This is a genomic window from Bacillus jepli, from assembly GCF_047238305.1.
Lineage (GTDB): Bacteria > Bacillota > Bacilli > Bacillales > Bacillaceae_L > Ferdinandcohnia.
On sequence record NZ_JBDFMO010000001.1, the window covers coordinates 464,211 to 489,200 of the forward strand.

At 38.9% G+C, this 24,990-nt stretch carries 23 protein-coding genes and 1 pseudogene; 5 read left to right on the top strand and 19 right to left on the bottom strand.

Features of this window, described 5'->3' with window-relative positions:
• Window positions 1-8: 8 nt before the first annotated feature.
• The 4 genes from ABC371_RS02255 to ABC371_RS02270 all read right to left on the bottom strand — a co-directional run bounded on the left by ABC371_RS02255 (window position 9) and on the right by ABC371_RS02270 (window position 4,033).
• Window positions 9-491, bottom strand: a complete 483-nt coding sequence (locus ABC371_RS02255; RefSeq protein ID WP_412895383.1) for an FUSC family protein — start codon at window positions 489-491, stop codon at window positions 9-11.
• A 264-nt stretch (window positions 492-755) separates the two neighbouring features.
• Window positions 756-1,208, bottom strand: a complete 453-nt coding sequence (locus tag ABC371_RS02260; protein ID WP_412895384.1) for a YueI family protein — start codon at window positions 1,206-1,208, stop codon at window positions 756-758.
• Window positions 1,209-1,423: 215 nt separating this feature from the next.
• Window positions 1,424-2,455, bottom strand: coding sequence for an alpha/beta fold hydrolase (locus tag ABC371_RS02265; protein ID WP_412895385.1), 1,032 nt, complete (start codon window positions 2,453-2,455; stop codon window positions 1,424-1,426).
• A gap of 147 nt (window positions 2,456-2,602) precedes the next feature.
• Window positions 2,603-4,033: a DEAD/DEAH box helicase gene (locus tag ABC371_RS02270; RefSeq protein WP_412895386.1), complete on the bottom strand. Its 1,431-nt coding sequence runs from the start codon at window positions 4,031-4,033 to the stop codon at window positions 2,603-2,605.
• Between the two features lie 186 nt (window positions 4,034-4,219).
• Here ABC371_RS02270 and ABC371_RS02275 point away from each other — a divergent pair, with 186 nt between their 5' ends.
• Window positions 4,220-5,413, top strand: coding sequence for an MFS transporter (locus tag ABC371_RS02275; RefSeq protein ID WP_412895387.1), 1,194 nt, complete (start codon window positions 4,220-4,222; stop codon window positions 5,411-5,413).
• Between the two features lie 54 nt (window positions 5,414-5,467).
• Here ABC371_RS02275 and ABC371_RS02280 read toward each other — a convergent pair whose 3' ends face one another.
• Both ABC371_RS02280 and ABC371_RS02285 read right to left on the bottom strand, forming a co-directional pair.
• Window positions 5,468-5,845: a hypothetical protein gene (locus tag ABC371_RS02280; RefSeq protein WP_412895388.1), complete on the bottom strand. Its 378-nt coding sequence runs from the start codon at window positions 5,843-5,845 to the stop codon at window positions 5,468-5,470.
• A gap of 365 nt (window positions 5,846-6,210) precedes the next feature.
• Window positions 6,211-6,942 carry a Crp/Fnr family transcriptional regulator gene (locus tag ABC371_RS02285; protein ID WP_412895389.1) on the bottom strand — a complete coding sequence of 244 codons (732 nt, stop codon included), beginning with the start codon at window positions 6,940-6,942 and terminating at the stop codon, window positions 6,211-6,213.
• Between the two features lie 305 nt (window positions 6,943-7,247).
• On the opposite strand from ABC371_RS02285, the gene ABC371_RS02290 reads away from it, so the two are divergent.
• Window positions 7,248-7,679, top strand: coding sequence for a GAF domain-containing protein (locus tag ABC371_RS02290; RefSeq protein WP_412895390.1), 432 nt, complete (start codon window positions 7,248-7,250; stop codon window positions 7,677-7,679).
• Between the two features lie 276 nt (window positions 7,680-7,955).
• Here ABC371_RS02290 and ABC371_RS02295 read toward each other — a convergent pair whose 3' ends face one another.
• The 7 genes from ABC371_RS02295 to ABC371_RS02325 all read right to left on the bottom strand — a co-directional run bounded on the left by ABC371_RS02295 (window position 7,956) and on the right by ABC371_RS02325 (window position 14,716).
• Window positions 7,956-9,461, bottom strand: coding sequence for a nitrate/nitrite transporter (locus ABC371_RS02295; protein ID WP_412895391.1), 1,506 nt, complete (start codon window positions 9,459-9,461; stop codon window positions 7,956-7,958).
• Window positions 9,454-9,741, bottom strand: coding sequence for a hypothetical protein (locus tag ABC371_RS02300; protein WP_412895392.1), 288 nt, complete (start codon window positions 9,739-9,741; stop codon window positions 9,454-9,456). Before ABC371_RS02300 ends, ABC371_RS02295 begins: the two co-directional genes overlap by 8 nt.
• Window positions 9,728-10,039, bottom strand: a complete 312-nt coding sequence (locus ABC371_RS02305) for a hypothetical protein (protein WP_412895393.1) — start codon at window positions 10,037-10,039, stop codon at window positions 9,728-9,730. Before ABC371_RS02305 ends, ABC371_RS02300 begins: the two co-directional genes overlap by 14 nt.
• Window positions 10,040-10,219: 180 nt before the next feature.
• Window positions 10,220-10,747, bottom strand: a complete 528-nt coding sequence (locus ABC371_RS02310) for a Rieske (2Fe-2S) protein (RefSeq protein WP_412895394.1) — start codon at window positions 10,745-10,747, stop codon at window positions 10,220-10,222.
• 170 nt (window positions 10,748-10,917) lie between these two features.
• Window positions 10,918-11,475 (bottom strand): 4Fe-4S dicluster domain-containing protein, encoded by a 558-nt coding sequence (locus tag ABC371_RS02315; RefSeq protein ID WP_116353515.1) that lies wholly within the window; start codon window positions 11,473-11,475, stop codon window positions 10,918-10,920.
• Window positions 11,476-13,644: a molybdopterin oxidoreductase family protein gene (locus ABC371_RS02320; RefSeq protein ID WP_412895395.1), complete on the bottom strand. Its 2,169-nt coding sequence runs from the start codon at window positions 13,642-13,644 to the stop codon at window positions 11,476-11,478. It lies immediately after the preceding gene.
• The gene (locus ABC371_RS02325) at window positions 13,631-14,716 is read right to left on the bottom strand and encodes a hypothetical protein (RefSeq protein WP_412895396.1); all 1,086 of its coding nucleotides are present in this window, start codon (window positions 14,714-14,716) and stop codon (window positions 13,631-13,633) included. The genes ABC371_RS02320 and ABC371_RS02325 overlap by 14 nt, the downstream gene beginning before the upstream one ends.
• 215 nt (window positions 14,717-14,931) lie before the next feature.
• On the opposite strand from ABC371_RS02325, the pseudogene ABC371_RS02330 reads away from it, so the two are divergent.
• Window positions 14,932-15,606, top strand: a pseudogene (locus ABC371_RS02330) (sensor histidine kinase); the annotation flags it as partial.
• 30 nt (window positions 15,607-15,636) lie between these two features.
• Here the strand turns inward: ABC371_RS02330 and ABC371_RS02335 are convergent.
• A complete protein-coding gene (locus tag ABC371_RS02335; RefSeq protein ID WP_412895397.1) occupies window positions 15,637-16,506 on the bottom strand; it encodes a DMT family transporter in 870 nt (289 codons plus the stop codon).
• 136 nt (window positions 16,507-16,642) lie between these two features.
• Here ABC371_RS02335 and ABC371_RS02340 point away from each other — a divergent pair, with 136 nt between their 5' ends.
• Window positions 16,643-17,548, top strand: coding sequence for a nuclease-related domain-containing protein (locus ABC371_RS02340; RefSeq protein ID WP_412895398.1), 906 nt, complete (start codon window positions 16,643-16,645; stop codon window positions 17,546-17,548).
• A 642-nt stretch (window positions 17,549-18,190) separates the two neighbouring features.
• Here ABC371_RS02340 and fsa read toward each other — a convergent pair.
• Both fsa and tkt read right to left on the bottom strand, forming a co-directional pair.
• The gene (gene fsa / locus ABC371_RS02345; RefSeq protein WP_412895399.1) at window positions 18,191-18,856 is read right to left on the bottom strand and encodes a fructose-6-phosphate aldolase; all 666 of its coding nucleotides are present in this window, start codon (window positions 18,854-18,856) and stop codon (window positions 18,191-18,193) included.
• Window positions 18,857-18,961: 105 nt separating this feature from the next.
• On the bottom strand, window positions 18,962-20,971 hold the full coding sequence (gene tkt, locus ABC371_RS02350; RefSeq protein ID WP_412895400.1) for a transketolase: 2,010 nt from the start codon (window positions 20,969-20,971) through the stop codon (window positions 18,962-18,964).
• Between the two features lie 319 nt (window positions 20,972-21,290).
• Here tkt and ABC371_RS02355 point away from each other — a divergent pair, with 319 nt between their 5' ends.
• Complete coding sequence (locus ABC371_RS02355; protein ID WP_412895401.1) at window positions 21,291-22,457, top strand: ROK family protein; 1,167 nt, start codon at window positions 21,291-21,293, stop codon at window positions 22,455-22,457.
• Between the two features lie 24 nt (window positions 22,458-22,481).
• Here ABC371_RS02355 and ABC371_RS02360 read toward each other — a convergent pair whose 3' ends face one another.
• Genes ABC371_RS02360 through ABC371_RS02370 form a run of 3 tightly spaced genes read right to left on the bottom strand, consistent with a single transcriptional unit; the run spans window position 22,482 to window position 24,973 of the window.
• Window positions 22,482-23,267 carry an ABC transporter permease subunit gene (locus ABC371_RS02360; protein ID WP_412895402.1) on the bottom strand — a complete coding sequence of 262 codons (786 nt, stop codon included), beginning with the start codon at window positions 23,265-23,267 and terminating at the stop codon, window positions 22,482-22,484.
• Window positions 23,268-23,284: 17 nt separating this feature from the next.
• A complete protein-coding gene (locus tag ABC371_RS02365; RefSeq protein WP_412895403.1) occupies window positions 23,285-24,082 on the bottom strand; it encodes an ABC transporter permease subunit in 798 nt (265 codons plus the stop codon).
• 6 nt (window positions 24,083-24,088) lie between these two features.
• Window positions 24,089-24,973, bottom strand: coding sequence for an ABC transporter ATP-binding protein (locus ABC371_RS02370; protein WP_412895404.1), 885 nt, complete (start codon window positions 24,971-24,973; stop codon window positions 24,089-24,091).
• Between the last annotated feature and the right edge of the window lie 17 nt (window positions 24,974-24,990).

Consider the following 24,990-nt stretch of genomic DNA (forward strand, 5'->3'; position numbering starts at 1 on the left):
CCGTCTATTTACGTTTTTCGTGAAAATATCCGGAACCAAACCAATTGAAGGATCCCGGCAACTAATACACCGACAAATGAGTCTCTCAACCTGTCAGTGGCGTAGCTCTTTGATTGATGTTCAAAAACAAAAACAAATAAGATCGTAAGTGATACCTGATGGAGAACTTTTTTGTCCAATTTTAAATACATGGAGATGTAACACCCTAATAGGATTAACATTCCCAAGACCCAACCCTCAACAGGTAAGTGTTTTGCTATTAATACCGTAACAAAAATTCCGATTATCGTTCCAATCATACGTTTTATCGAAAGGCTAATCGTTTTATCCATTGTAGATTGGATAGTTAGGATGACAGTAAGTGGAGCTAAATAAGGATGATGGGAACCTAAGAGTTCGGCTAATTCCCAAGATATAATCGAGCCTATAGATAATTTCCAAGTTAGGATCGATAAATTTTTATTTAAAAATTGTTTTTTCTGTAATTCCATCTTAGGAAACCTCGATTATGTTTACTTTTTTCGTGCAAGGCTTTGTTAGTGGGAATAGAACATTGAACTTACCGATTTGGAGTTTCTTTCATAATAAAGCTTAACCTGAGCTTTATGTTTATATGCATAGGGTTTACGTCGCCCCTCTATACAAAAGCACATAAAAAAGCATGGACATTCCATGCTTTTTCTTGTACCGTTAAAACTCTTAATATATATGATAGTTGACCTATCATTTGCTTGTGACTTATAGTACTGAGCCCGTTACTTACTTTTTAAAGCTTTTTTAAAAAGTGAAAATAGTCCTTTTTTCTCGGTGTTTTTCGGTGGTGTCAAATCTGGTTTAACTTTATAACCAATATAGATGTCTTCTTTGTCAATCGCATGATCGAACGCGAGGACAAGCCCAAGATCTGAATTATAGTCTTTGTTTGTTACAATGGTGTACTCGATGTTATTTGCCCCCGCCAGTTTCACATACTTGGACAAAAAGCGATAACTTATATGGCCATTCAAGTACATATGTACTTTGTTGTTCTTTTTACAAGCCTCTTCAATCTCCTTGTATACTTTATTTTCTCTAACCTGAGACTGTGTTAGTGCAAATTCGACTCGTTCTCGAATGGTTCCAAGAAACTTTTTACGTTCCTCTGGCTTTATTTCCTTCGCTCCGTGTATGCCCTGTTGAAGATAATCGTCCATATTCGGCTTCGTCATACCCGGTCCTCCCCTTCATCGTTCATCTTAGTTATTCCCCATTATACCAATACCTCGCTCCTTTTATGAGTATTCCTGCCTGCATGTCTGTGTTCAACATAAAAATCAGGAAAGAATTAGTTCAAGGGAATTCTAGAACGGATTCGTTGAAAGGGATATCTCTTGAGGTGACACCAAAAAAATGGAGCATTTACCGGATGCTCCATTCCTTAAAACTACTTCATTTCCAAATGCTGCAGCTCTTCTATTAAATTTTGTTCATTTAACCTTGTATCATCTGGATGAAAAGCATGGGCTGACTTTTCTAACCATACAATACGTTTTCCTTTTGGTGCATCAAGCCGATTTACAAACTCCTCTACTAAACTTCCATTCACATGAAAATCTTGTCTGCCGTGAATAAATGTAACAGGTATAGGAAGTTCAGAAACTGTTTCCATAAAATTATTCGTAGCTAGCTCCTCTATGAAACTTTGCGAGTAAACAAGCTTAAATCCTTTATAGTATGTATGATACACATCCTTAAGCGAATACTCATCAGATCTCACCATATCCATTGTAAGTGTAAATAGCCCAGGTGCATTTTCAGTTTGATAAACCAAAGTATTAAAAATACGCTGCCACTTTCGAATAAGACTCCATTGGTCAAAACTTTCTAAGTAAGGGGGCTCACCTACATTTTCTAATTCAACAATTGCTTTCTTATTTCCACGTCTTTTCGCTTCTTCCTTTAGCCATTTCAAAGCGAGTCGATCATTTTCCGTCCAACTAATAATCTGGGAAAATCCAATATACGAATAAAACTTTTCAGGATACATAGATACTAAATTTAAACCAATCGTAGTACCCCAGGAATGTGCGGCTAGGAAAATCTTTTCTTGCTTAAATCGGTCCCGTAAATAGTCTGTTAGTTCATTGGCATCCGAAATAAATTGTTCTATTGTCATAGATTCTTGTGGAATTTCCTTGTGATAAGATTTTCCTGTCCCCCTCTGATCCCAAAATATAACAACAAAGTGTTTAACGAGTTCCTGCGTATTTGTCACAATCGTATAGTCCCGACCCTTGGAAGAAACTCCTGGCAGTGGCAACGAAGGACCGCCATGAATAAGCAGGAGAACTGGTTTTGACACATCAACTGCTTGAATTAAAATGGTTTGCTTAATGCCTCCAACAGTAATTTCCTCAACGGATTGTATCCCGCTAGAAGGAATCACAAAATCAGGTTTCTTCGAAAATATCCCCACACCATCCAACCTCTCATCCTATAGAATATAGATAATATCTATTCTACAAATACTGGAAAATCCCTTTTTTGCATGTTACTGTTTATGGGTCAGAGGGACAGGTTCACTGTCCCATCAGCAAAAACAAATGAGAGGCGGATACTGTACCTATCTAGCGACATGCACCTTTAACTGCTTTCCTTTTATTGCGGTATCCTTCATTGCCGCTAGAACAAGGGATCCTTTCCCGTTTAGGATGTCTACATATGTTGCGTTTTCCTGGATGGTAATGATCCCAATATCTTCAGCGGTTACCCCAGGGATTTTTGCAATCGTCCCTACAAAATCCACCGCTCGTAGCTTCTTTTTCTTTCCACCATTAAAATAGAGCTTTACAATACCTTTATTGACTTGCTCTGCTTTATCATGCTTAGGTCGTGGCTTAGTGTTCATCTTCTCCTCAAAAGCTGACTTTGCACGAGTGACCTCGGTATGACTTGGAGATTCGATCCTCCTAATTTCTTCGCCAATGTATTCTTCGATTTCCTTAACTAAATTCTCTTCTCTAGATGTTGCAAAGGTAATGGCTTTCCCAGTTTTACCCGCACGACCTGTCCTTCCGATTCGGTGAACATAACGTTCTTTGTCTTGTGGAACATCAAAACTGATGACAAGGGAAATGTTCTCAACATCTATTCCCCGTGCGGCAATATCAGTAGCCACTAAGTAGCGAAACATTCCTTTTTTAAAATCATCCATAACGGCGAAACGATCTTCTTGGACCATGCTTCCATGGAGTTTGTCACAGGAATAATGGGCTTTTTTCAGCTTTCGATACAACTCGTCCACGCCCTGCTGCGTCCTGCAAAAGATAATACAACTATCCGGATTTTCAACAATCGTAACAGCCTTTAATAAGGGAAGCTTGTCTTCTTCCTCTGTTTTCATTAAAAAATGATCAACAGTTGCTTGAGCAGTCTCTTCTACATTGATATACGTTGGTGTTTTCATATATCGGGCCGAAAGATTTTCGATATCTTCCGGTAAAGTTGCTGAAAATAACATCGTAACTCGATCTTCTGGTAGTTTTTTGATAATAGCCTCTACCTGTTCAATAAAACCCATATTCAGCATTTCATCCGCTTCATCAATCACGAGGAATTTTAGATGGTCCACAAACAGAGTTCCCTTTTGAAGGTGGTCTAGCACCCTACCTGGTGTCCCTACCACAACATGCGTCTTTTGCTTCAGCTCTAGCTTTTGTCGTTCATAGGATTGTTTTCCGAATATAGCGGTAGCCTTTATTCGCTTAAACCGACCAATGTTGATAACATCTTCCTTCACCTGTGCAGCAAGCTCTCTAGTCGGAGTTAAGATTAAAGCTTGCGGCTTGTTTTCTTCCCATTGTACTAATTCACAAATCGGAATCGCAAACGCTGCTGTCTTACCGCTACCCGTTTTTGACTTCCCAACAATGTCCTTTTTTTGCAAAGCAACTGGAATGACCTTCTCTTGAATAGTAGTAGGTGTTTTATACTGTAAACCCGAAAGTGCTTTTTCAATCTCATCACTTAAATTAAAATTAGCAAAACTCTTCATTAGAACGACCTCGTTTTTTCTTTTATTATACCCTTTTGTCTCATCATGCTTGTCTATCCAAACTTTGTCGAATTTTTGGTACATATTCTCTTTGACATCTACTTGAAGATGTAATAACTTAGTATAGTTATTGAAAAATAGATTAGAAATGTAATGACTTTATCATAAATAAAAAGAGGTGGATCGATGACGGCGGATCAACGAAAAAAAATGATCATTTTAATGATCAATATGTTTATCGCAATCGGGAGTTTTGGAATTATTATTCCCATTTTACCTGCTTATCTTGAATCGATTAATGAGGGAGGAAAAGCAGCTGGCCTTATGATTGCCATTTTTGCAGGAGCACAATTTATTTTTTCACCAATCGCTGGAAAGTGGACGGACCAATATGGCCGTAGAAAAATGATAATCTACGGACTAACAGGTTTAACACTTTCCATGTTTATTTTTTATTTTGTGGATTCGATATGGCTCTTGTATGCATCTCGAATTGTTGGTGGAATCGGTGCAGCCCTTCTCATTCCAGCTATATTTGCCTATGTAGCTGATATTACAACAATGGAACAACGTGCAAAAGGGAATAGTTATATATCAGCTGCTATGTCACTTGGAATTGTTGTGGGACCTGGAATTGGTGGATTCTTAGCAGACTATGGGATAAAATTTCCGTTTTTAATCTCCGCATTGGTTTCGCTAGTGTCGGTTATTTTCTCTTTTGCAGTCCTAAAGGAAAGCCAACAAAAGGTAGAAGGTTTCATGCCAGTTGATGATGAAACCATGGCAAAAAAGCTTGTACGCTCCGTACGGATGCCATTTTTCATTCCATTGATTATCACACTTGTCATGAGCTTCGGTTTGATGGCATTTGAATCAGTTATTGGTCTGTTTGTTGATAACCAATACAACGCAACCCCACAGGACATCGCATTAATGGTTACATCCACAGGGCTTGTTAGTGTAATTGTTCAATTATTTGTAGTGGATCGTATGGTCACTCGCTTTGGAGAAGGAAAAATCTTAAACATTTTTATTACTGTAGCTGCTTTCGGCTTCCTTCTTTCATTATTTGCGAACAGTTTTGAACTCTTTTTTGGCATTTCGTTGCTCATCTTCCTTGCGACTTCTATCCTACGTCCAGTGTTAAATACCTTGATTTCTAAGCTTGCAGGTAACGAACAAGGATTTGCGATGGGAATGAACAATGCATACATGAGCATTGGAAATATATTAGGGCCAACACTTGGTGGATTATTATATGACGTCCAGATCATTTATCCATTTGTTCTAGGTCTTTTACTTCTTATGGTCACGTTATTCATTACAATTCTTTGGCAAAAAAACACAAAGTCGAAAACACGAATAAAAGCAGTGATTTAAATAAAACAAGCGCATGGATTCAGGGATTGATTGCCCAAGCCATGCGCATATATTTTACTTATAAACATTCGTTTTCAGATTTTCTTTAAATGTGTATATGAGTGAGAGTATGCTATGCTGAAGGTCATCAGGGTCAGATTCAAGGAATAACACGTCATGCTTTCCTGCTTGATCCGGGTCAAACTCGTCTTCGGAGTTTAGGACTAGCACGACCTTACTTTCTGGGAGATGCCTCGTAATAAAGGAGCCCACTTCATAAATATTGTACAAATAGGATTCCGGCAAAAAGACAAGGGACTCCTTGTACATTCGTAGCTTTTCGTAAAGCTTTGCCTCGTGCGCTAACCATTCCACTTGAAACTCACTATCTTCCAAACTTGATTCAACTATTTCAATCATTCTTTCGTTTTCTACTAATGAAAAAATCCTCACGAAAACACCTCAATTCTAACATTGAATACAACCAAAGCCCACTAGTAAAAAAGCTATTTGCAATGGTACCTAAAACTTTTCTTCATTTTCTTTTCCTCCTAAATTCCCATTCGTTCTTTATAATAAACTAGTTTTATCATATATCGAACAACCTATATTGAAAACACTTGAAATCGGTCATTCGTTCTATATAATGACCATTTTTCTCTTTAAATCTCTTTTTTACTCTATTTCTCTCAAAATTGTTCTTTAAAAAGAATATAATGTGTTTGTTCTCTAATTAAACACAAAGAAGGTGACCTCATATTGGTCACCTTCTTTAAATATGGGACGCGGAACCTGTCCCTGTGTCCCTACCTGTGTTCCTATTGAACACCACCAGAGTACTCGCTAAGTTCATATAGCCGGTCCATGCGGTAAATGACTATTTTATGGTCATACATTTCAACAATCCCTTCCCGCTTCCAGCCATTTAAGAGACGATTAACGCTTTCACGAGTGGTACCGATGAAATCACCTAAGTCCTTGTTTGTTAACTCGATTGCAATCAGGATCCCATCTTTGCATTTGACACCATGTATTGTGGTTAATTTGATTAATGTCGCTGCCAGTGCACCTTGTTTATCAAGGAATAGGAAATCGTACAATTTGTTTTGCATAATGCGCTGTGTCCAGCCTATCCAGCTCATGAATTCAACTGCAAAATTGCCGAATTGGTATAATAATTTTTTCAAATCACTCATATGGATAATGCCAATTTCCGTTTCCTCTTCTACATCAGCACGGTAATTGTAGTATAGCTTTTCAGTAAAACCACCAAATTCACCAATTAGACTTCCTTTTTCTTTTATCGATAATAAGAAGTCCTTTCCGCGTTCTGAGGATGCACGAAGCTTCACTCTTCCCGAGATGATATAGTACATTTTTTCTGCTTCTTCACCTTCCCAAAAAAGGTGAGTTCCTGCCGCTACATTTCGAATACGCATTATGCTCTTTAATTTATTTAAGTTTTGTTCAGATAGAAATTGGTCGATGCTTTCATTAACTGACTCTATGTGAGGAATCTCGTTATTTAATTCCCGAATAATCATTGCCATTTTGAATCCCCCCGCCATGACTTTATACTATAATCATACGGCTAATAGTTATAACAAGGTATCGGGGGAAGTCCTGAACTTTTCTTCCAAATTCCCCTATTTAATCTTCAGTGATTTTCCCCTAGTCAAGCACCTACATAGGAAATTCCCTTAAAACAGGTCTAAATATCATCTTTTAAAGCAATAAAGTTAAGGGAATTCCCTGAGATACAAAGACATTAAAAAGATTTACAATAGATAGGAGGACTAAATATATTTTTCGTTGATATAAAGAAATCACCATCAGTAGTCGAGGAGAGATTCTCATGGAAGCGATACAAGTGGAAATTGAACAAAAACTTCATGATTTGTGTATGAACACCTCAAGTGATTTCTCTGCGATTGCACATGTTGATCAAGGGAATCAGACAATCCGCTGGGAATATGCACATGGTTATACAAATAACCGCTTTAAAAACATGGTGATTCGACCTGGCAAAGGGTTATCAGGCTCTGTTGTCCGTTTCGGTACAACCATGATTTTGGATATTGATACTCCTGACCGACAGCGTACTCGACTTCAATACCCAATCATGCTTGCTGAAAACCTAGTATCAGCTGTCGCTGTCCCCATCCATATGAATGGCAAGGTTGGAGCAGTCCTTCTAATCGGCTCACGCACTGAAGTAAAATACACAACAGAACAAGTAGAGCACTTAAAAAGGGTAGCAGATGAAATTGCAGCAATAAAAAAATGAATCCCACGAAAGGATTCATTTTTTTTAACTTTATTCAGTGGAAGTTCCTTACTTTTATAGCAGAAAAACATGAAAAAGCACAAAAAGCTAAAAGTAGAGGTTCATACTTGGACTGAATAAAGTTAAAGCCTCCGGCGGATGCCACGATTTTTCAAAGGAAATTTTTCGAGCTTAAGATCAAAGACTAAGTACGCCACATCCTGTGGCAACGTCTTTGTGACCCACCTCGTGTGGGCCTAAAAAATCGGGCGCAAATACGCCAAGGCGTATTTGATTTTAGCCTTCTTTAATTCGTTTTCCGGTCATATCACTAAGCATACCCGCGTATTGTACGATATCCCCGGAGTCATTTTTAATTGCGCTAATTGTTAGCCATTGTAAATAGTTTGAGCCGTCTTTGCGTTTATTCCAAATTTGCCCTTGCCAGAAGCCTTCTGTTTCAATCCTCTTCCAGAGCTCTTGATAAAATTCCTTTGTTTGTTTACCTGATTTTAAGATGTTTGGCGTTTTCCCGATAATTTCCTCTTCAGAAAAACCTGTAATCGTCGTGAAAGCTGGATTTACAGAAATGATTTTTCCATGCAAATCGGTAACCATGATTCCTTCAGCCGTATGATCGATGATCTGTTTTGCAAGCTCCATTCGTCCATTATAGTACATCCATATCACAAGAATTAAACTTGCTAATGCCACCTCAGATAAGGCCATAAATCCAATTGCGTAATGTCCATTTACATGGTAGAGAATTCCCAAGAGAATAGGCGGGAAAAATCCTCCTAGTCCACCGATTGCAGAAACAATACCATTCACAATTCCCGCTTGCTTTTGGAAATACATTGGCACCAATTTAAAAATAACTCCATTTCCGATTCCCGCACAGAAAGCAATCGTTAAGCATCCGACCGTGTACCAGCCGATTGATGGAGCAAATGACAAAATCATAGCAGATACGGTATAGCATCCGAACACAAACATTAATAGTATTAGAGAATGGAAACGGTCGGCAAGCCAACCACCGATTGGTCGCATGATAGTCGCAAGCACGATAAAACCTGCTGTTCTTAGACCTGCATCGATTTTATCTAAACTGAAATTCTCCACTAAAAAGTTGGGTAAATACACGGTAAAAGCCACAAAAGACCCGAATGTAAGAAAATAGAATAAGCTTAAAAGCCATAGTTTTTCATTTTTATAGACACCCTTGATTTGTTCCATCAATGGAGTTTGAACCTTTACTTCCTTTTTATCTCCTAATAAAAAGTTTGCCAAAATAAAGACTGCTAGAATGATTAAATAAAGTTGAACGGTTAATGACCAACCAATTTTGGTCGCAATTACAGGTGCTGCAAACGTGGAAATCGCGGTTCCAAGGTTCCCTGCACCGTAGATTCCGTTAACAAATCCGTGTTTTTCCTTCGGATAATACTTTGGTAGGGATGTTACACCTACTGAGAACACTGCTCCCCCAATCCCAAGGAAGAGTCCCCCGATTAATAGGTCAGTTACCGAATTCGCTATACTAATATAGTAAACTGGAAACAATAATAGAACAAAACTAAGTAAAAAGATCTTTCTTGCACCAAATTGGTTCGCGTAGTATCCAAGTGGAACTCGCAGAATTGAACCAAGGATTACCGGAATTGCAGTCACCAATGCTAATTGATTCGCTGGGATTGCAATATCCTCTTTCATAAACGGTAAAAGGGATGAAATAAGTACCCAGACCATAAAACCAACGATCAGGTTTAAAGTTTGTAAGGGAAGTTGAATTTTTTTAACCATTATGATCACTTCCTTTTTTAACGACATAGGTTAGTCCCGCTTGCTGATCAAAGGCTGACCATAAGTCATCGCTTATGGCTACCTCAGCTGTTAACGGCACAGCAAAAAACTGGAGTCGGTCAAAATAAATTCGAAGGTGGGTTCCATCAGGACAAAGCTCCGTTTTAACTATTTCCTTTTTCACAAACGGGGCTTTGTCATCCCCGTCTTCATCCAAAATGGAGACTTCCATTTCTTCCGAGATAAACGTTTCTAAATATTTGATTTCAGTTAACTCCACAGCTGCTGCACCCCTTCTTTGCAGGATAGATAAACATTTTATAGCCTTGGAGATAAGACCAAAAGGCTTCCTCGGCATGCGTTTCGATGTACTCAGTAACTTCCTCCTCTGATTGCCATCTGCTCATGCCCTTCACCTCAGCAATCACAATCTCAATGCCCTCTTCGGTCTTTTCTTCCAAATACCAATTCAACCGTATACCTTTAAAAAGTTTTGTTAAAAGTTCATTGATTTCATCTGTAAAATTTCCGGTTGCCTCTCTAATAAAACAAAAATCAAGATAGGTTTCGCTGTTCATGTTTGTCACGCCTTTTTCAACTTTTTATAGACAACCCATGCGACCGGGAACAACACGATGTTTAGGCCGCAAAAGATGAGCGTATTTACATAATTTTCGTAAAAATATTGGTGAACCATTTTTTGTGTAAAAATGATATTCAAAAACAAGATGACAGATAGGACCAGGACGCCTAGGTAACTACGCTTCATAACGTTTCACCCTCACTGCATAGACTGCACCGTTCTCCACCTTCACTTGAATTTCCGGTAATGGACGTCGCGGAGGACCAGCAGTTGGTGCGCCAGTTTCGGCATCAAAGAAGCCATGGTGACAAGGACAAACCATTTGTCCTTCCTCCTTCACCCAAAATACCGGGCAGCGAAGATGGGTGCAGGCATTTTGATAAGCTACATATTTAGTATCAGAAAGCCTAATTAAAATCGCATCATCATGGTCGCCGGGGAAGGTAAAATTTGTTGAATCCCCAACTGCCAATTTATTCACATCAATAATTTTTTTATGGGTGTATTCTTTATCACCAAGTCCCATTAATTCCTTTGCGGCCACAGCCCCCCATGGCAACGACGAAATCGCAAACACTCCAGCAGCTCCAACCAATGTCTTCATGAAACCACGGCGGTCAAGGCTTCGTTCATTATTGCGGTTAATATTATGCGTGTAATTATCCTCATTAAAAGGGATCTTATTATTTTTATCAGACGGCATTCCCATCACTCCTTAGGGGAAGTTCAAAAAGTCCGGTGAATATGACGCATCGATTTTCTGCGTTGGCTTGCTTCTCCGGTCCTCACGTATTAACTACAAACGCTCCGGTCCTCAAAGCTGCACCGCCTTGAAAATCTCGGTCCTCTTCATCCTCCTTTTTGAACACATATTTAAAATAACTTCTCAATGCCCTGTAAGATACCAGGTAAACTAATCTTTACGTTTGTTTCTCCTTCAAGCGGCATGCTTGTAACCCATTTTCCGTTGTCGAGATTATGTTTCTGTTTTTTCGCTTCAATTTCTTCATCTGTCAACCATTGAATCGTGTTTGATGGACAAACACTTGCACACATTGGTGGAATCCCATCCTTTGACCGATCAATACATAGGTCACATTTGTACATTAGGTTTTGTTCTTCATCGAATTTTGGAATTCCATATGGACAAGCAATTGTACAGTTTTGGCAGCCAATACATTTTTCAACAAGTGCGGATAGCACAGCACCTGACTCATGGATTTGAATCGCTTGTGCCGGACAGCTTCTTGCACATGCTGGGTTTACACAATGAAGGCACATAAGAGGCATGGTTTGCCTATTCACAAGTGGGTTAACGTCATACACATAGTTTCTATTACGCTGTTCATGCCCACCACATTGCGTACAAGCCGCAAGGCAAGAGCGGCACCCGATACAGTTTTCAAGTTCTAAGTAAAGCCTCTTTTGCATTTACTGCACCTTCTTTACAACTAGTTTTTCAATCTGAGCAGCACATGCCTTGAATTCTGGCATTCTTGAGATTGGATCAAGCGCTGCAATTGTCAGTAGATTAATAGATTCCTCGTGACCGAAATGATATGGAACAAACACGGTATCTTTTCGGATGGCTTCTGTAATTTTTACTTTATAAATACTTTCACCCCTTCTTGTAAATAGGCGAACTCGTTCTTCATGCTGAATCTCGTATTTTGCTGCTGTTTCTGGATGAACTTCAACATATGGTTCCGGACACATATCGTGTAAGAATGGAATCCGTCTTGTTTGGTTACCAGATAAATAGTGGTACACGACACGTCCTGTTGTTAGGCGAAGCGGATATGTTTCATCCGGTTCTTCAGCCGGTGGGCGGTATGGCAATGCACATATCTTAGCCTTTCCATCTGGATGATAGAATTTTTTATCGAGGAACATATGTGGTGTTCCCTTGTCTTCTTCATCACGGCAAGGCCAGAATACCCCGTCTTGCTTATCGATTTTATCCCATGTTGCCCCGTAGTAATCGGCATATCCACCCTTACTTGCAAGGCGGAATTCATCTGCAACATCTCTAGCTGTTTTTAAGTGTGAAAAATATTTTCCTCTTCCAAGACGCTCTGCAAGCTCAGCCTGCATTTGCCAGTCAGGCTTTGATTCACCAATTGGTTCTTGGGCTTTATTAATTTTAATGATTCGCCCTTCGATATTTGTAACCGTTCCTTCATCTTCAGACCATGTCACAGATGGAAGTACGACATCTGCAAACTCTGCTGACTCTGATAAGTAAAAGTCTGCACATACCATAAAGTCTAGTGTTTTAAGAGCTTTTCTCACAAAGTTCAAGTTTGGTGCAGAGACTGCTGGATTTGAGCAAAGAAGATATAATCCACGAATCGTTTTTTGCTCCATTAGCTCAAACATTTCATAGGCAGAAACACCTGGTTGTGGCATTTCTTCCGGTGTTATTCCCCAAACTTGGCAAACTTCTTTTACGTGTTGTGGATTTGTCAGTTTGCGGTAACCCGGTAATAGGTCTGATTTTTGACCATGCTCACGTCCACCCTGACCGTTTCCTTGACCTGTGAATGTCGCAACACCTGATTTTGGTCGACCAATTTTACCTGTGACTAGCGCCATATTCGTATAGCCCGATACATTATCCACACCTTTATGCTGCTGCTCAATTCCACGAGCAAACATAACGACAGCATTTGGAGCTTTTCCGTATATTTCTGCGGCACGAATGATTTTTTCAGGTGCCACTCCAGTGAGTTGACTCGTATATTCAGGTGTGAATTCCTTCACAAGTTCCTTCGTCTCTTCAAAGCCATTCGTGTGATTGGCGATAAATTCTTCATCTGTATATCCATTTTTAATTAGTAAATGTAAAATTCCGTTTGCTAATGCTAAGTCAGTTCCTGGTTTTAAATCAAGATGTACATCCGCTCTTCTTGCGATAGGTGTTTCACGCGGGTCAACAACAATGATGTATCCGCCTCGTTCTTGTACGTTCCAAACACGGAACATGGAGGTTGGATGGCACTCTGCTGTGTTACTTCCGGCAATAAATAAACAATCGGTTTCATGAATGTCAGTCCATGGAAGTGTTGATCCACGGTCAACCCCGAAGGAACGAAGGAATCCGCCGGCTGCACTCGACATACAGAAACGTCCGTTGTAGTCGATGTAGCGAGTACCTAAAGCGACACGAGCAAACTTCCCAGTCAAATAACATTTTTCGTTCGTCATGGACACGCCACTGAAGACGGATAATGAGTCCTTTCCATAATCCTTTTGAAGCTTCGTGAAGTTTTTTACGATTAACTCGTATGCCTCATCCCAACTTGCCTCACGAAAGCCATTTTTTGTCCCTTTTAATGAGGCGTCATCGCGAATGAGTGGCTTTAAGATTCGGTCCTTATGATTTGTTTGCTGGTATGCGGTAACTCCTTTCGGACACATTTTTCCGACGGTTACTGGCCAGTCATAACGCGGCTCAACTCCAACAATTTTATTTGTAGCTGTATTGACTCTCAGGTTCATTCCGCACTGCATGCCACAATAGCTACAATGCGTTTTAATTAATTTTTCGTTTGGATGAATGACATTTTCGATTTCTTTAAAAAATTTATCCCTTTGCATTCTGATTTGCCTCCTTGACTTTTACCTCGTGGGTCGGGAAGCCGGAAAATTGTGCAATCCGGTATTTTCTACGACATGGAAGGCACATTTCAGCTAAATGATGACCTTCTTTTGTTTTAAAATGAATATCGTTCACATCAAGTACATTGATGACATCTTGTGATTGTTCTACTGAAACAAAGCTTCCTCCACAAACCTTACATTGCTTCGGTTCTTTTTCGGTATAATGCTCACGATAGTTTCTCGCCAAGACACTCATTGGACGGAATGGAATATGAGCCAGTTTTCCAAATGGTAAGTAGATCAAAGTCATAATGACCGACCATTGGTGAATCATCGACATCACAGGCTGCCCTGCGCCATGTAAGAAAATGTTCATGAAGGTTAAAAGTAAACCGGTAACACTTACGAACAAAAGCATATAAAGTGGCATCAAGTCATAAATGAATTTTTGTTCTGCTTTCGCTTGAAAGTTTTTCACACGGCGGTAAAGCGCCATGCAAACTCCTGAGATTACCATAACTGCCGTAATATTTAGCGCATTATAAGAAAGGTTCGCGATGATACCATCTGCAGGTACCGTCATGATTTGCATCCCCAACGCGATAATGTTGTAATAACCATTGTCATCCATTGTGAAGTACATCCAACCGAAGACTAGTGGAAATGTAACCAAGCAAGAAAGGATACAGCCCCAACCAATTAAAACGTGCTGAGTCCATCGGTAAATTCCCCTATTCCAGATGAAATTGTATGTACCTAAATGCTCAACTGATGTTTTTGGGGTAGATTTTCGAAATATAAGTTTTATGCCTTTTTTAATGATGATCTTGGTTGGTGGTCTTTCTCCCCACGCAATGAAGCGATAAAAGAAGCCTCCTATAAAAACAATCGTTCCAACCATATAGCCATAAAGGTTTAAATCAACATGTGTAAACATCCTTGTACCGATAAATGTTAAAATGGCCAGCCCTAGAATAGATAAAAACATGGACTTGGCAAACTTTGAAGCAAATGCATTGTTATAAGCCGGTGACTGCTTCTTTTGCACGGCAGCAGCTTTTGCCTGCATACAAACTCCTCCTCAATCAATTAACTTATACTTATTGTAGAAGAACTGTGATTTAAAACATATCAGGGAACCTCCCTATCTTTGAAGGAAAAACCCCTTATTTATAACAATTTCTTGAACTAAAAAATGGTTCGCTAACATGGTATAATAAGAATATTGTGAAATGGGGAGGATTATTGTGGTTAAACTACTGATTGTTGACGATCATGCAGTGACGCCCCAATCAATATTTGGCTGTTCGTCACGAGGTCACTGCTTTAAAGGAAACCCAGGAAGAGTTAAAAAGTATGATGACGCGGGTAATCAGTATCCAAGAAGAAGAACGGAAACGTTTTTCACGAGAACTCCACGATGGAATTGGACAAAGTATGTTTTCGTTATTAATTCAACTCGATCAACTGCTTAGTGAAAAACCAGATGAACGTCTTGGGCACTTACGGCAAGATGTTTCTTTTATGATGGAGGATATTCGTAGCCTAGCCTGGGAACTTCGCCCTTCTGTTCTGGACGATTTAGGTGTTGTGCCAGCTTTACGAAAATATGTCGAAAATTATTCCCAGCATTATGGCATTCATGTAGATTTTGAATGTACATTAAAGTCGCGTCTTGATATTCATAAGGAAACAACGATTTATCGCGTTGTCCAAGAGGCCTTAACGAATATCGCGAAATACGCCAATGTGTCCGACGCGGTTGTAAAGATTCACGAAAAAGAGTCTTACGTTGTCGTCGAAGTGATTGACAACGGTCAAGGCTTTACTTCTGATGAAAAAGGAAACGGCGTCGGTCTCTTCAGCATGGAAGAACGTGCCCGAAGCATTGGCGGAAGCATTACGTTGGAGTCTGAGGTTGGAAAAGGCACTAGGTTAGAGCTTGTTGTGCCGAAATAAAGTTTGAATGGCCTGCCCCAGGGCAGGCTTTTATGTAGACATTCTTCGCTGATATGTAGATAATATCACACCCCCTACGATAAATAGGGAGCCGATTATTTCCGCACCCGTTATTGGTTTTGCTAATAGTAAGAATCCCATTACCATCGCAACAAAAGGTTCCAAATTAGATAATATCGAAGCCTTCGATGCATCAACATAGCGAATATAGTTATTCCAGATCAGATTCGCAATTCCATGTACAACAATAGCCGTTACGATTAACAATGCCCAATCAGAAAAATTTGAGCTTATCCTTAGTGGAGAGTCTAATATAAATACAAATGGAATTGATACAAATAAACCCACTATATTTGAATATAACGTAATGGCAAGTGGCGACATTCTGGTAGATAATCGTCTTGTCATAATAATCATAATCGCAAATGTGACCATGGTTAAAACTATCCATAAAAGTCCTCTATCAACATGAATGGAAGTAAATGCCCCTTTTGTTACAACAAAATAAATACCGATAATCGCTACAACTGAGCCAATGAACATACGGATTGTTAATTTTTCTTTTAAAAAAATTGCAGCTAAGACCCCTGTTAAAATGGGAGTCGTGGCTAAAATTAATGCAGAAGTGGTTGGATCAGCTGTTTGCAATCCTTTAAAAAAGGACCAGTGGTTTATAAAAACACCAACTATCCCTAATATAAAAACGGAAGCAAAGTCCGATTTATTCATTTTCCGTTGTCTATTGAATGAAGATAAACCTACTAATAAAAGAACAATAAACAATAATCTTAACATCGTTAGTATAGTTGGTGAAAAATGTAAAACTAACATTTTTCCAAATATAAAATTACTTCCCCAAACGACTACACAAAAAGTAAGCCACGAATAGGCCTTTACCATCTCAAACACCATCCATTTATTACACTACTTTGATTTATATTGCCTTGAATTGATTGGTTTCAATCATAATTTTTTTGCTTTGAATCTACTAAATTTTAAATATAATGTACTTAAATACGAGAAAAGGAAGTGGACTATGATTTATAAACACCGTACCAAATCTGATGAAATAGTTACTCTTGAAATTTTAAACAAGCGAATTGAATTATCCAACAAGGACAAGCAATATTATGTAAATCTAAAAAAGGGTTACGAAGGTGAACTATTATTCGACTCTTTGACAGAAAAACTTCAATGCGACTGCTTAATTTTCAATGATTTGTTACTCGAGGTGAATAATACAACATTCCAAATTGATACCCTTATTTTGATCGATAGCAAAATCCACACTTATGAGGTTAAATATTATGAAGGGGACTACTATTATGAGTCGAATAAATTATATAAAAAACCCAAGCATGAAGTTAGCAATCCCTTACTCCAATTGAATCGCAGCGAATCGTTACTAAGCCAATTTCTTCGCACCCACGGATGTCACCTACCAATTGAGGCTTCAGTTGTTTTTAACCACCCTACTTTTACTCTTTACCAAGCACCCCTAAATTTACAAGCCATTTTTCCAACGCAGCTCAATAATTACTTAAGGGCATTAGATACAACCCCCTCAAAAATAAATGAAAAACAGAAAAGAATTGCTGATCTGTTAGTTTCCTTACATATCACAAAATCTCCTTATTCTAAGATTCCAAGTTATCATTATGAGCAGCTACATAAAGGAATTACTTGTAAAGTGTGCGATTCATTTTCAATCGTTATTGAAGGTCGAAAATGCAAATGTAAAAAATGCGGGTATAGTGAAGTGGTTGCTGACGCTGTATTAAGAACCGTTCACGAATTTATGATACTCTTTCCGGACCAAAAGATTACGACTAATGTTGTTTATGAGTGGTGTGGTGGTAATCCCACAAAAAGAAAAATTCAAAAGATACTCAAAAACAATTTTAAAAGTGTGGGGGTGCGGCAATGGACTTATTATGAATAAAACAAAAATTACTTCCCTGGATACGTATAGAATGATAGTTAATCCATCATCAATTTTGATGATGGATTTTTTTAGCCCACGCGCGTGTTAAGGCTTCTATTATGCTGATGACCTTTTCGTGTGGTCTATCCGATAGATTAGGTCATCATCCACTTGATGATGACCGTTTTTCTGTTTCGTCGGCCGATTTTTGGGCTTCATCCACTCTATGATAACCAGTTCCATGTATCCACAGCTGCGTTTAGGTCTTCATTCTCTCTATGATAACCAGTTATCCGAATCTGCAGCTGCATTTAGGTCTTCATCATCTCTATGATAACCACTTCTCCGAATCTGCAGCCTAGTTTAGGTCTTCATTCTCTCTATGATGACCGGTTCTCCGAATCTGCAACCGCATTTTTGTCTTCATTCCCTTCATGATAACCAGTTATCCGAATTTGCAGCCTCGTTTTTGTCTTCATTCCCTCTATGATAACCAGTTATCCGAATCTGCAGCTGCGTTTAGGTCTTCATCATCTCTATGATAACCAGTTCCATGAATCAGCAGCCTCTCATAAAACTTAAATCCTCATCAAAGCACCAAAAAACCCCAATCCGCATCAAACCATAGCGAATCGGGGTTTTCAAAACTGACTATCTAAATTATTTTACAGCTTTTACCCAGTCAGCTGCGAACTTTTCTAAACCTTGGTCTGTAAGTGGGTGCTTAGTAAGTTGCTCAATTACAGAGTATGGAATCGTTGCGATGTGAGCACCAGCTAATGCTACGCGAGTAACGTGGTCTGGGTGTCTTACAGATGCAGCGATGATTTGAGAATCTAAGTTGTGAACACGGAAGAGCTCAGCAATTTTTTCAACAAGTTGTACACCATCTTCAGAAATGTCGTCAAGACGACCTAAGAATGGAGATACATATGTTGCACCAGCGCGAGCTGCTAATAACGCTTGGTTCATAGTGAAAATTAGAGTAACGTTTGTTTTAACGCCTTTTTTAGATAGGTAACGAGTTGCTTCTAAACCAGCCACAGTCATTGGAACTTTGATTGTGATGTTTTTGTCGCCACCGTTGATTTTTAGAAGCTCTTCTGCTTCTGCAATCATTTGTTCAGCAGTTTCAGCATCTGGAGAAACTTCTGCAGATACGCTTTCTACTTCTGGCACAGCTTGAAGGATTTCAGCAATGCGGTCTTCGAATTTAACGCCTTCTTTTACAACAAGTGATGGGTTTGTTGTTACACCAGATAAAACACCCATTTTGTATGCTTTTTTAATATCATCTAGGTTAGCTGTATCGATAAAAAATTTCATTTCTTTTTCCCTCCAGTAACTTTATTGTATCACAGATATTTTAAGCACATTTGACTCACCTATTCGCGAAAGGCGAGTCAAATGCATTTAGTAAAAACTACTATATTAAAGAACTTCTTTAAAGTTCTTTACAACGTTCTCTACTGTAAAGCCATACTCAGCAAGAACTTTATCTGCAGGTGCAGATGCTCCAAATGTGTTAATAGCAAGAACTTTACCTTCGTCGCCAACGAATTCTTTCCATCCAAGTGGAGAAGCCATTTCGATACCAAGACGAGCCTTCACAGATTTTGGAAGAACACTTTCTTTGTACTCAGCAGATTGCTTTTCGAAACGATCCCAGCTTGGCATACTTACTACAGATACGAAGATGCCTTCTTTTTCTAATTCTTTTTGGGCTGCAATAGCTAATGAAACTTCAGAACCTGTTGCAAGTAATAGACCCGCAACTTCTCCGTTTGCTTCAGAAACAACATAAGCACCTTTTTTAACACCTTCATATACAGCTTCACTGTCAAGCTCTAAAGTTGGTAAACCTTGGCGAGTTAAGACAAGTGCTGTAGGTGTGTCAGTACTTTCAATCGCTAAGCGCCATGCTGCAGCAGTTTCTTTTGCATCAGCTGGACGTAAAATTGAAAGACCTGGCATTGCACGTAATGCAGCTAATTGTTCAACTGGCTCATGTGTTGGGCCGTCTTCTCCAACTGCAATTGAATCATGTGTAAACACATAAGTTACAGGTAGCTTCATTAGAGCAGCAAGACGAATAGCTGGACGGAGGTAATCAGAGAATACGAAGAAGGTAGCTCCGAATACTTTTACTCCTCCATGAAGTGCCATACCGTTAAGTGCAGCACCCATTGCAAATTCTCTAACACCGAACCAGATGTTACGAGCAGCAAAGCTGTCGATTGCATAGTTCTTTTCAGAAGTGATTAACGTTTTGTTTGAACCTGCTAAGTCTGCTGAACCACCGATTAATTGTGGAATGGCAGTAGCAGCAGCATTTAATGATTTACCTGAAGCATCACGGGTAGCGAATGAAGTTCCAGCTTCAAAGTTTGGAAGTGAAGCTTCCCAGTTTTCAGGTAGTTCGCCATTTAATGCCATTTCAAATTGCTTCGCTAATTCAGGGTATTCTTTTTTATATTCTGCAAATAATTCATTCCATACACTTTCTTTTTGTTTGCCAGCTTCTACAAATTGGCTGTAGTGCTCACGTACTTCTTCCGGAACGAAGAATGGCTCTTCATAAGTCCATCCGTATGAAGCCTTCGTTAAAGCAACTTCATCTTTACCTAGTGGAGCACCGTGTGATGTAGATTTTCCTCCTTTATTTGGAGAACCGAAACCGATTGTTGTCTTAACTTCAATTAAAGTTGGACGGTTTAAATCCGCTTTTGCTTCTTGTAACGCTTTTTGAATTTCATCCATATCATTTCCGTTTTCAACACGGATTACTTGCCATCCGTATGCTTTAAAACGATCTTCAACACTTTCAGAAAAAGAAAGGTTTAAATCACCATCTAATGAAATGTCATTAGAATCGTACATTACGACAAGACGACCTAATTTTAAATGACCCGCAAGTGAAGCCGCTTCTGCAGAAACACCTTCCATGAGGTCACCGTCACCACAAATTCCATATGTAAAGTGGTTAACGATTTCATAATTGTCTTTGTTATATGTTTCAGCAAGATGTCTTTCAGCCATCGCCATACCAACAGCCATTGCAATACCTTGTCCTAGTGGACCAGTAGTTGCTTCAACACCAGGAGTATGTCCAAACTCAGGATGTCCTGGAGTTCTGCTTCCCCATTGACGGAAGTTCTTTAGGTCTTCCATTGTTACATCATAACCAAATAAATGTAATAGACTATATAAAAGCATGGAACCATGTCCAGCAGATAAAACAAAGCGATCACGGTTGAACCAGTTTGGGTTTACAGGGTTGTGATTCATTTCTTTTGCCCATAGAGTGTAAGCCATCGGTGCAGCACCCATTGGCATACCTGGATGTCCAGAATTGGCTTTCTCTACACCATCGATGGATAGCGTACGAATCGTGTTAATTGCTAACAAATCTAGTTCTTTGTTATTTAAAGCTGTCTTCATTTAACCACACTCCTAAACTATTAAAATAATAATTCTATATTGTTATACCCTACCTAAAAAATCCAATCTTTTCAATCTTTAAAATAAGATGTATAATTAATTCGTTCACTAAACAAATTATAACATTAATAATGTACCACCCTTATCTTTATTCGTCAATTATCTAAGCTTAAACAATTAATTCAAATCTAACTTTCTTTTTATGAAAGCGCCATCAAATAAAATACACATATTGCTTATAATTATGTGTAACTTAATGATGAAATCTTCTTTTAACGATCGTAAATTAATTGTACTTACTTGCAAATGGAGGATTTGTATGATTACCGGAGATGCAGCATATATTAAAAAAATAAATCGTTCGCTTATTCTCGAGAAAATAGTCGAAGAAGGTATGATCTCAAGGGCTGACATTTCCAAAGCTACAGCACTTACTAGGGCGACAGTCTCTGCACAGGTTGCTGACTTACTAAATGAAGACTTAATTATCGAAACGCAGCTTGAGCATAATAGTGTTGGGAGAAAGCCCATTATGCTTTCATTAAACGCGAATGCAGGCTATGCGCTTGGAATTGATGTGGATTACGGACAAATCTCCTTTACCATTTCAGACCTGCTCGGAAAACCTATTTTTGAAAAAACAATGGATTGCACTAGTCTAGACTATGACTACATTTTGCACATTTTAATTGAACAAATTAATTTATTGGATATAGAGTTCAATGATAACCGTTACGGCATTATCGGCGTCGTCATTGCCATTCATGGACTTGTTGGAAAGGATGAAAAAATTCATTTCGTGCCTCGCTTCCAGTGGCGGTCTGTCGATTTAAAAGCAGACCTTGAAAAAGCGTGCAAGCTCAACATCCAAATTGAAAATAACGCAAATATGTCCGCTTTTGCTGAAAGAGTCTTTCACCATCATGAAACCAACAGCCTTCTATGTACCACGATTTATTCTGGCATTGGGCTTGGTATGATTGTGGATAATCATTTTTTTAGAGGAAATGACGGCTTCGCTGGTGAAATCGGTCATATGATCGTTGTCCCACATGGTAGACCTTGTCCTTGTGGCAATGAAGGCTGTTGGGAACAATATGCCTCAGAAATTGTATTCCTTGAAAATATTAAAGCTGAAAAAGACCTTTCTTCCTTTACATACGATGATTTGCAAAGACTAATCGAGGAAGGTGACGATGACATCATTGAACATCTTGAGCATTTTATATACTATCTTTCGATTGGTTTAAATAACATGATTAATATGTATAATCCAGATACCATTGTACTTGATGGAGAAATCCTTCGTCTTTTCCCGGACTCGATCAAAAAAATAGAAGAACACCTAAACTCTTCTATTATCCATTATCGCCAATTGTCAGTTTCAACTTTTGGAAAGAAAGCCGTTCAAATGGGTGCATGTGCCATAGCTATTAAGCGATTTTTAGGCGTACCGATGATCAATCTTACCTATAAAAATGCGTAAAAGGAGCTTATAAAAGCTCCTTTTTTATACGTTCAAATCTCTCTTTTTATAAAAAATAAACGTTGTTGCGGTGAGAATGGCGATTAAGCTAAGGGAAATAATCACAAACACCGCTTCAAACCCATCCCCAGTCAACATATTTTCCGCGGAGAAATACTTAAATGGCACAATGAATTTGAGGACCTCTAATTTTTCACTTAAATCAATCACAATCGATAAAATAAAGGTCAACAGTAAGATTCCCGTTGCAATCGGTGCTGCACGTTTCGGATTACGAATAACAGAAGCAAGAGCAGAGCCTATCATTAAAAATAAAACCTGTAAAATGAACATCCCACCCATCAACATTAATATGTCCGCAATTTCATTATTCATTTCGAATAGGAGGATCGTCGCAACAGTTGTAACAACATTAAAAACGACAAGGTTAACAAATCCAGCCATAAGTTTCATCGTAATGACCTTCGTTCGAGTAATAGGTTTTACAAATAGAAATTCAAAGGTTTTATCTCGCTCTTCTTTTGCAATGATTGACGCGCCGATCATTGCCCCGTGGATTGTTGCCATCAATAGCAAATATACATATAAAATTGAAAAATACCCAATCGGCGTCGATACATCTAACGTCCCTGTCCCCATAAGCGCCTGCAACGCTTTTGGCATCGACTCAATTAGCTCATTCAAGGATTGACCTGAAGTAGAAAGGCTGGAGTATTCCGTCTTTCCCATCATAACAAGCAGGACAATGCCAACGATCCAAATTAAGAGGGACTTACGATACGCTTTCAGTTCCCTTAAAAATATATTCATCGTAAAAACCTCCTTCCTCAAACGGAATGAATATCCTTTTTCGTATAGTGGAAAAAGCTTGCAATGGTCGCAATTAACACGATTCCTAATCCTACTAATAAAAACACTCCCTCATAACTTGTGTGCTCGATTATATAGGAGGAATCAAAATATTTAAAAGGAGACAAATACCGTTTATACTCATCTCCTCCTGTTGAACTAAGCATGCCAATAATAAAAAATGCAAAAACCGTCCCTAACGAAACCGAGAGAACCGATTTAATTTTAGGAAGAAATACAGATAGAAAAATTCCAATCCCTAGAAAAATAACTTGCAATAAAAACAAGGTTAGGGAAATTAGAAAAAATGCTTTTATACTATAGTCATCCGTCGCAACTACAGCTACCACTAGCCACGACGCAAGAATGTATATAAGGCTTGTAAACATAATCGAAGTGAACGCCGCTACCATTTTTGCTGTTAAAATGGCTTTTCGAGTAATTGGCTTGGTTAGTAAGAAATCAGCTGTCTTCTCTCTTACTTCCTTTGATACGATGGCCGTACCCAAATTCATTGCTTGGATCGCCCCGCATAGACTGATATACACAAACACATAGGAGTAGAATCCAAGAACAGACCCAAAGGTTTCCACCTGGAGCCCTAATGCTTGTTTCATTGCGTCAGGAAAACCATCTAATACCTTTTGATACTCTTCAATATCTTTTGCAATTGTCGGAAACATGGACATGAACAATGCCATCACCCCGACTAGTGACAACGTCCAAATGATAGTCGTTTTTCGATAGGCCCTTACTTCATGAAAAAAGACATTCATAACGGATTAGGCCTCCTTCTCGTAATAATGCATGAAGATCTCCTCAAGGTCTGGCTCCGTAACAGATAAGTTCGTAATCTCGATTCCAGCGATTTTCTCCATCACTGCATTGATATCACCCTTGAACAAGAAGCTTATTTCATTGTTATTCACATCTAAATTATTTACACCCAGAATGGAAAAATAGCTTTTATCTATTGGTTGTGCTGTTTCAACTGTAAATCTCTTAAAATTGTTATCTTTTAATGTACTTATCTTCTCAACCGTGATAATTTTTCCTTCTTTAATAATGGCAACTCGATCGCAAAGACGTTGAACTTCACTCAAAATATGAGAGGAGAAAAGAATCGTTACCCCTTTTTTATTTTCCTCCTCTAGCAAATCAAAAAAGCGCTGCTGCATCAGTGGGTCAAGCCCACTCGTCGGTTCATCAAGGATCACAAGCTTTGGTTCGTGTAGCAGTCCCTGAACGATCCCTACCTTTTTCTTGTTTCCCAGAGATAAATCATCAATTTTACGATTCAGGTCGAGTTCCATAATTTCCGCCAACTCTTTCATTCGCTTCGTGCAGTCTTTTTTATAAAAACTGGCAGAATACTTGAGCAAATCCTTCACTTTCATATTGTCATAGTAAAAAACTTCTGATGGTAGATAGCCTATTTCCTTTTTGATTTCAGATGTGAACTGGACTGAATCCTTTCCAAAAATTTTAGCACTCCCGCTTGTTGGATATATGAGTGATAGCATGGTGCGGATTGTTGTCGATTTCCCAGCTCCATTCGGTCCGATAAACCCGAAGATCTCCCCTTCCTCAACATGAAAGCTAATATCCTCGATTCCCCTGGTTTTTCCATACATCTTTGTTAGGTTCTGAAGTTCAATTACATTCATTACTGACCACTCCCAAC

Excerpts from the sequence above, each read along its gene's own strand:
- ABC371_RS02275 (WP_412895387.1), top strand. The coding sequence starts at position 4,220 with ATGACGGCGGATCAACGAAAAAAAATGATCATTTTAATGATCAATATG.
- ABC371_RS02320 (WP_412895395.1), bottom strand. The coding sequence starts at position 13,644 with ATGCAAAGGGATAAATTTTTTAAAGAAATCGAAAATGTCATTCATCCA.
- ABC371_RS02360 (WP_412895402.1), bottom strand. The coding sequence starts at position 23,267 with ATGAATATATTTTTAAGGGAACTGAAAGCGTATCGTAAGTCCCTCTTA.
- ABC371_RS02270 (WP_412895386.1), bottom strand. The coding sequence starts at position 4,033 with ATGAAGAGTTTTGCTAATTTTAATTTAAGTGATGAGATTGAAAAAGCA.
- ABC371_RS02310 (WP_412895394.1), bottom strand. The coding sequence starts at position 10,747 with ATGCCGTCTGATAAAAATAATAAGATCCCTTTTAATGAGGATAATTAC.
- ABC371_RS02340 (WP_412895398.1), top strand. The coding sequence starts at position 16,643 with ATGATTTATAAACACCGTACCAAATCTGATGAAATAGTTACTCTTGAA.
- ABC371_RS02365 (WP_412895403.1), bottom strand. The coding sequence starts at position 24,082 with ATGAATGTCTTTTTTCATGAAGTAAGGGCCTATCGAAAAACGACTATC.
- ABC371_RS02285 (WP_412895389.1), bottom strand. The coding sequence starts at position 6,942 with ATGGCAATGATTATTCGGGAATTAAATAACGAGATTCCTCACATAGAG.
- ABC371_RS02355 (WP_412895401.1), top strand. The coding sequence starts at position 21,291 with ATGATTACCGGAGATGCAGCATATATTAAAAAAATAAATCGTTCGCTT.
- ABC371_RS02260 (WP_412895384.1), bottom strand. The coding sequence starts at position 1,208 with ATGACGAAGCCGAATATGGACGATTATCTTCAACAGGGCATACACGGA.
- ABC371_RS02255 (WP_412895383.1), bottom strand. The coding sequence starts at position 491 with ATGGAATTACAGAAAAAACAATTTTTAAATAAAAATTTATCGATCCTA.
- ABC371_RS02295 (WP_412895391.1), bottom strand. The coding sequence starts at position 9,461 with ATGGTTAAAAAAATTCAACTTCCCTTACAAACTTTAAACCTGATCGTT.
- ABC371_RS02315 (WP_116353515.1), bottom strand. The coding sequence starts at position 11,475 with ATGCAAAAGAGGCTTTACTTAGAACTTGAAAACTGTATCGGGTGCCGC.
- ABC371_RS02325 (WP_412895396.1), bottom strand. The coding sequence starts at position 14,716 with ATGCAGGCAAAAGCTGCTGCCGTGCAAAAGAAGCAGTCACCGGCTTAT.
- tkt (WP_412895400.1), bottom strand. The coding sequence starts at position 20,971 with ATGAAGACAGCTTTAAATAACAAAGAACTAGATTTGTTAGCAATTAAC.
- fsa (WP_412895399.1), bottom strand. The coding sequence starts at position 18,856 with ATGAAATTTTTTATCGATACAGCTAACCTAGATGATATTAAAAAAGCA.
- ABC371_RS02370 (WP_412895404.1), bottom strand. The coding sequence starts at position 24,973 with ATGAATGTAATTGAACTTCAGAACCTAACAAAGATGTATGGAAAAACC.
- ABC371_RS02335 (WP_412895397.1), bottom strand. The coding sequence starts at position 16,506 with ATGGTAAAGGCCTATTCGTGGCTTACTTTTTGTGTAGTCGTTTGGGGA.
- ABC371_RS02290 (WP_412895390.1), top strand. The coding sequence starts at position 7,248 with ATGGAAGCGATACAAGTGGAAATTGAACAAAAACTTCATGATTTGTGT.
- ABC371_RS02305 (WP_412895393.1), bottom strand. The coding sequence starts at position 10,039 with ATGAACAGCGAAACCTATCTTGATTTTTGTTTTATTAGAGAGGCAACC.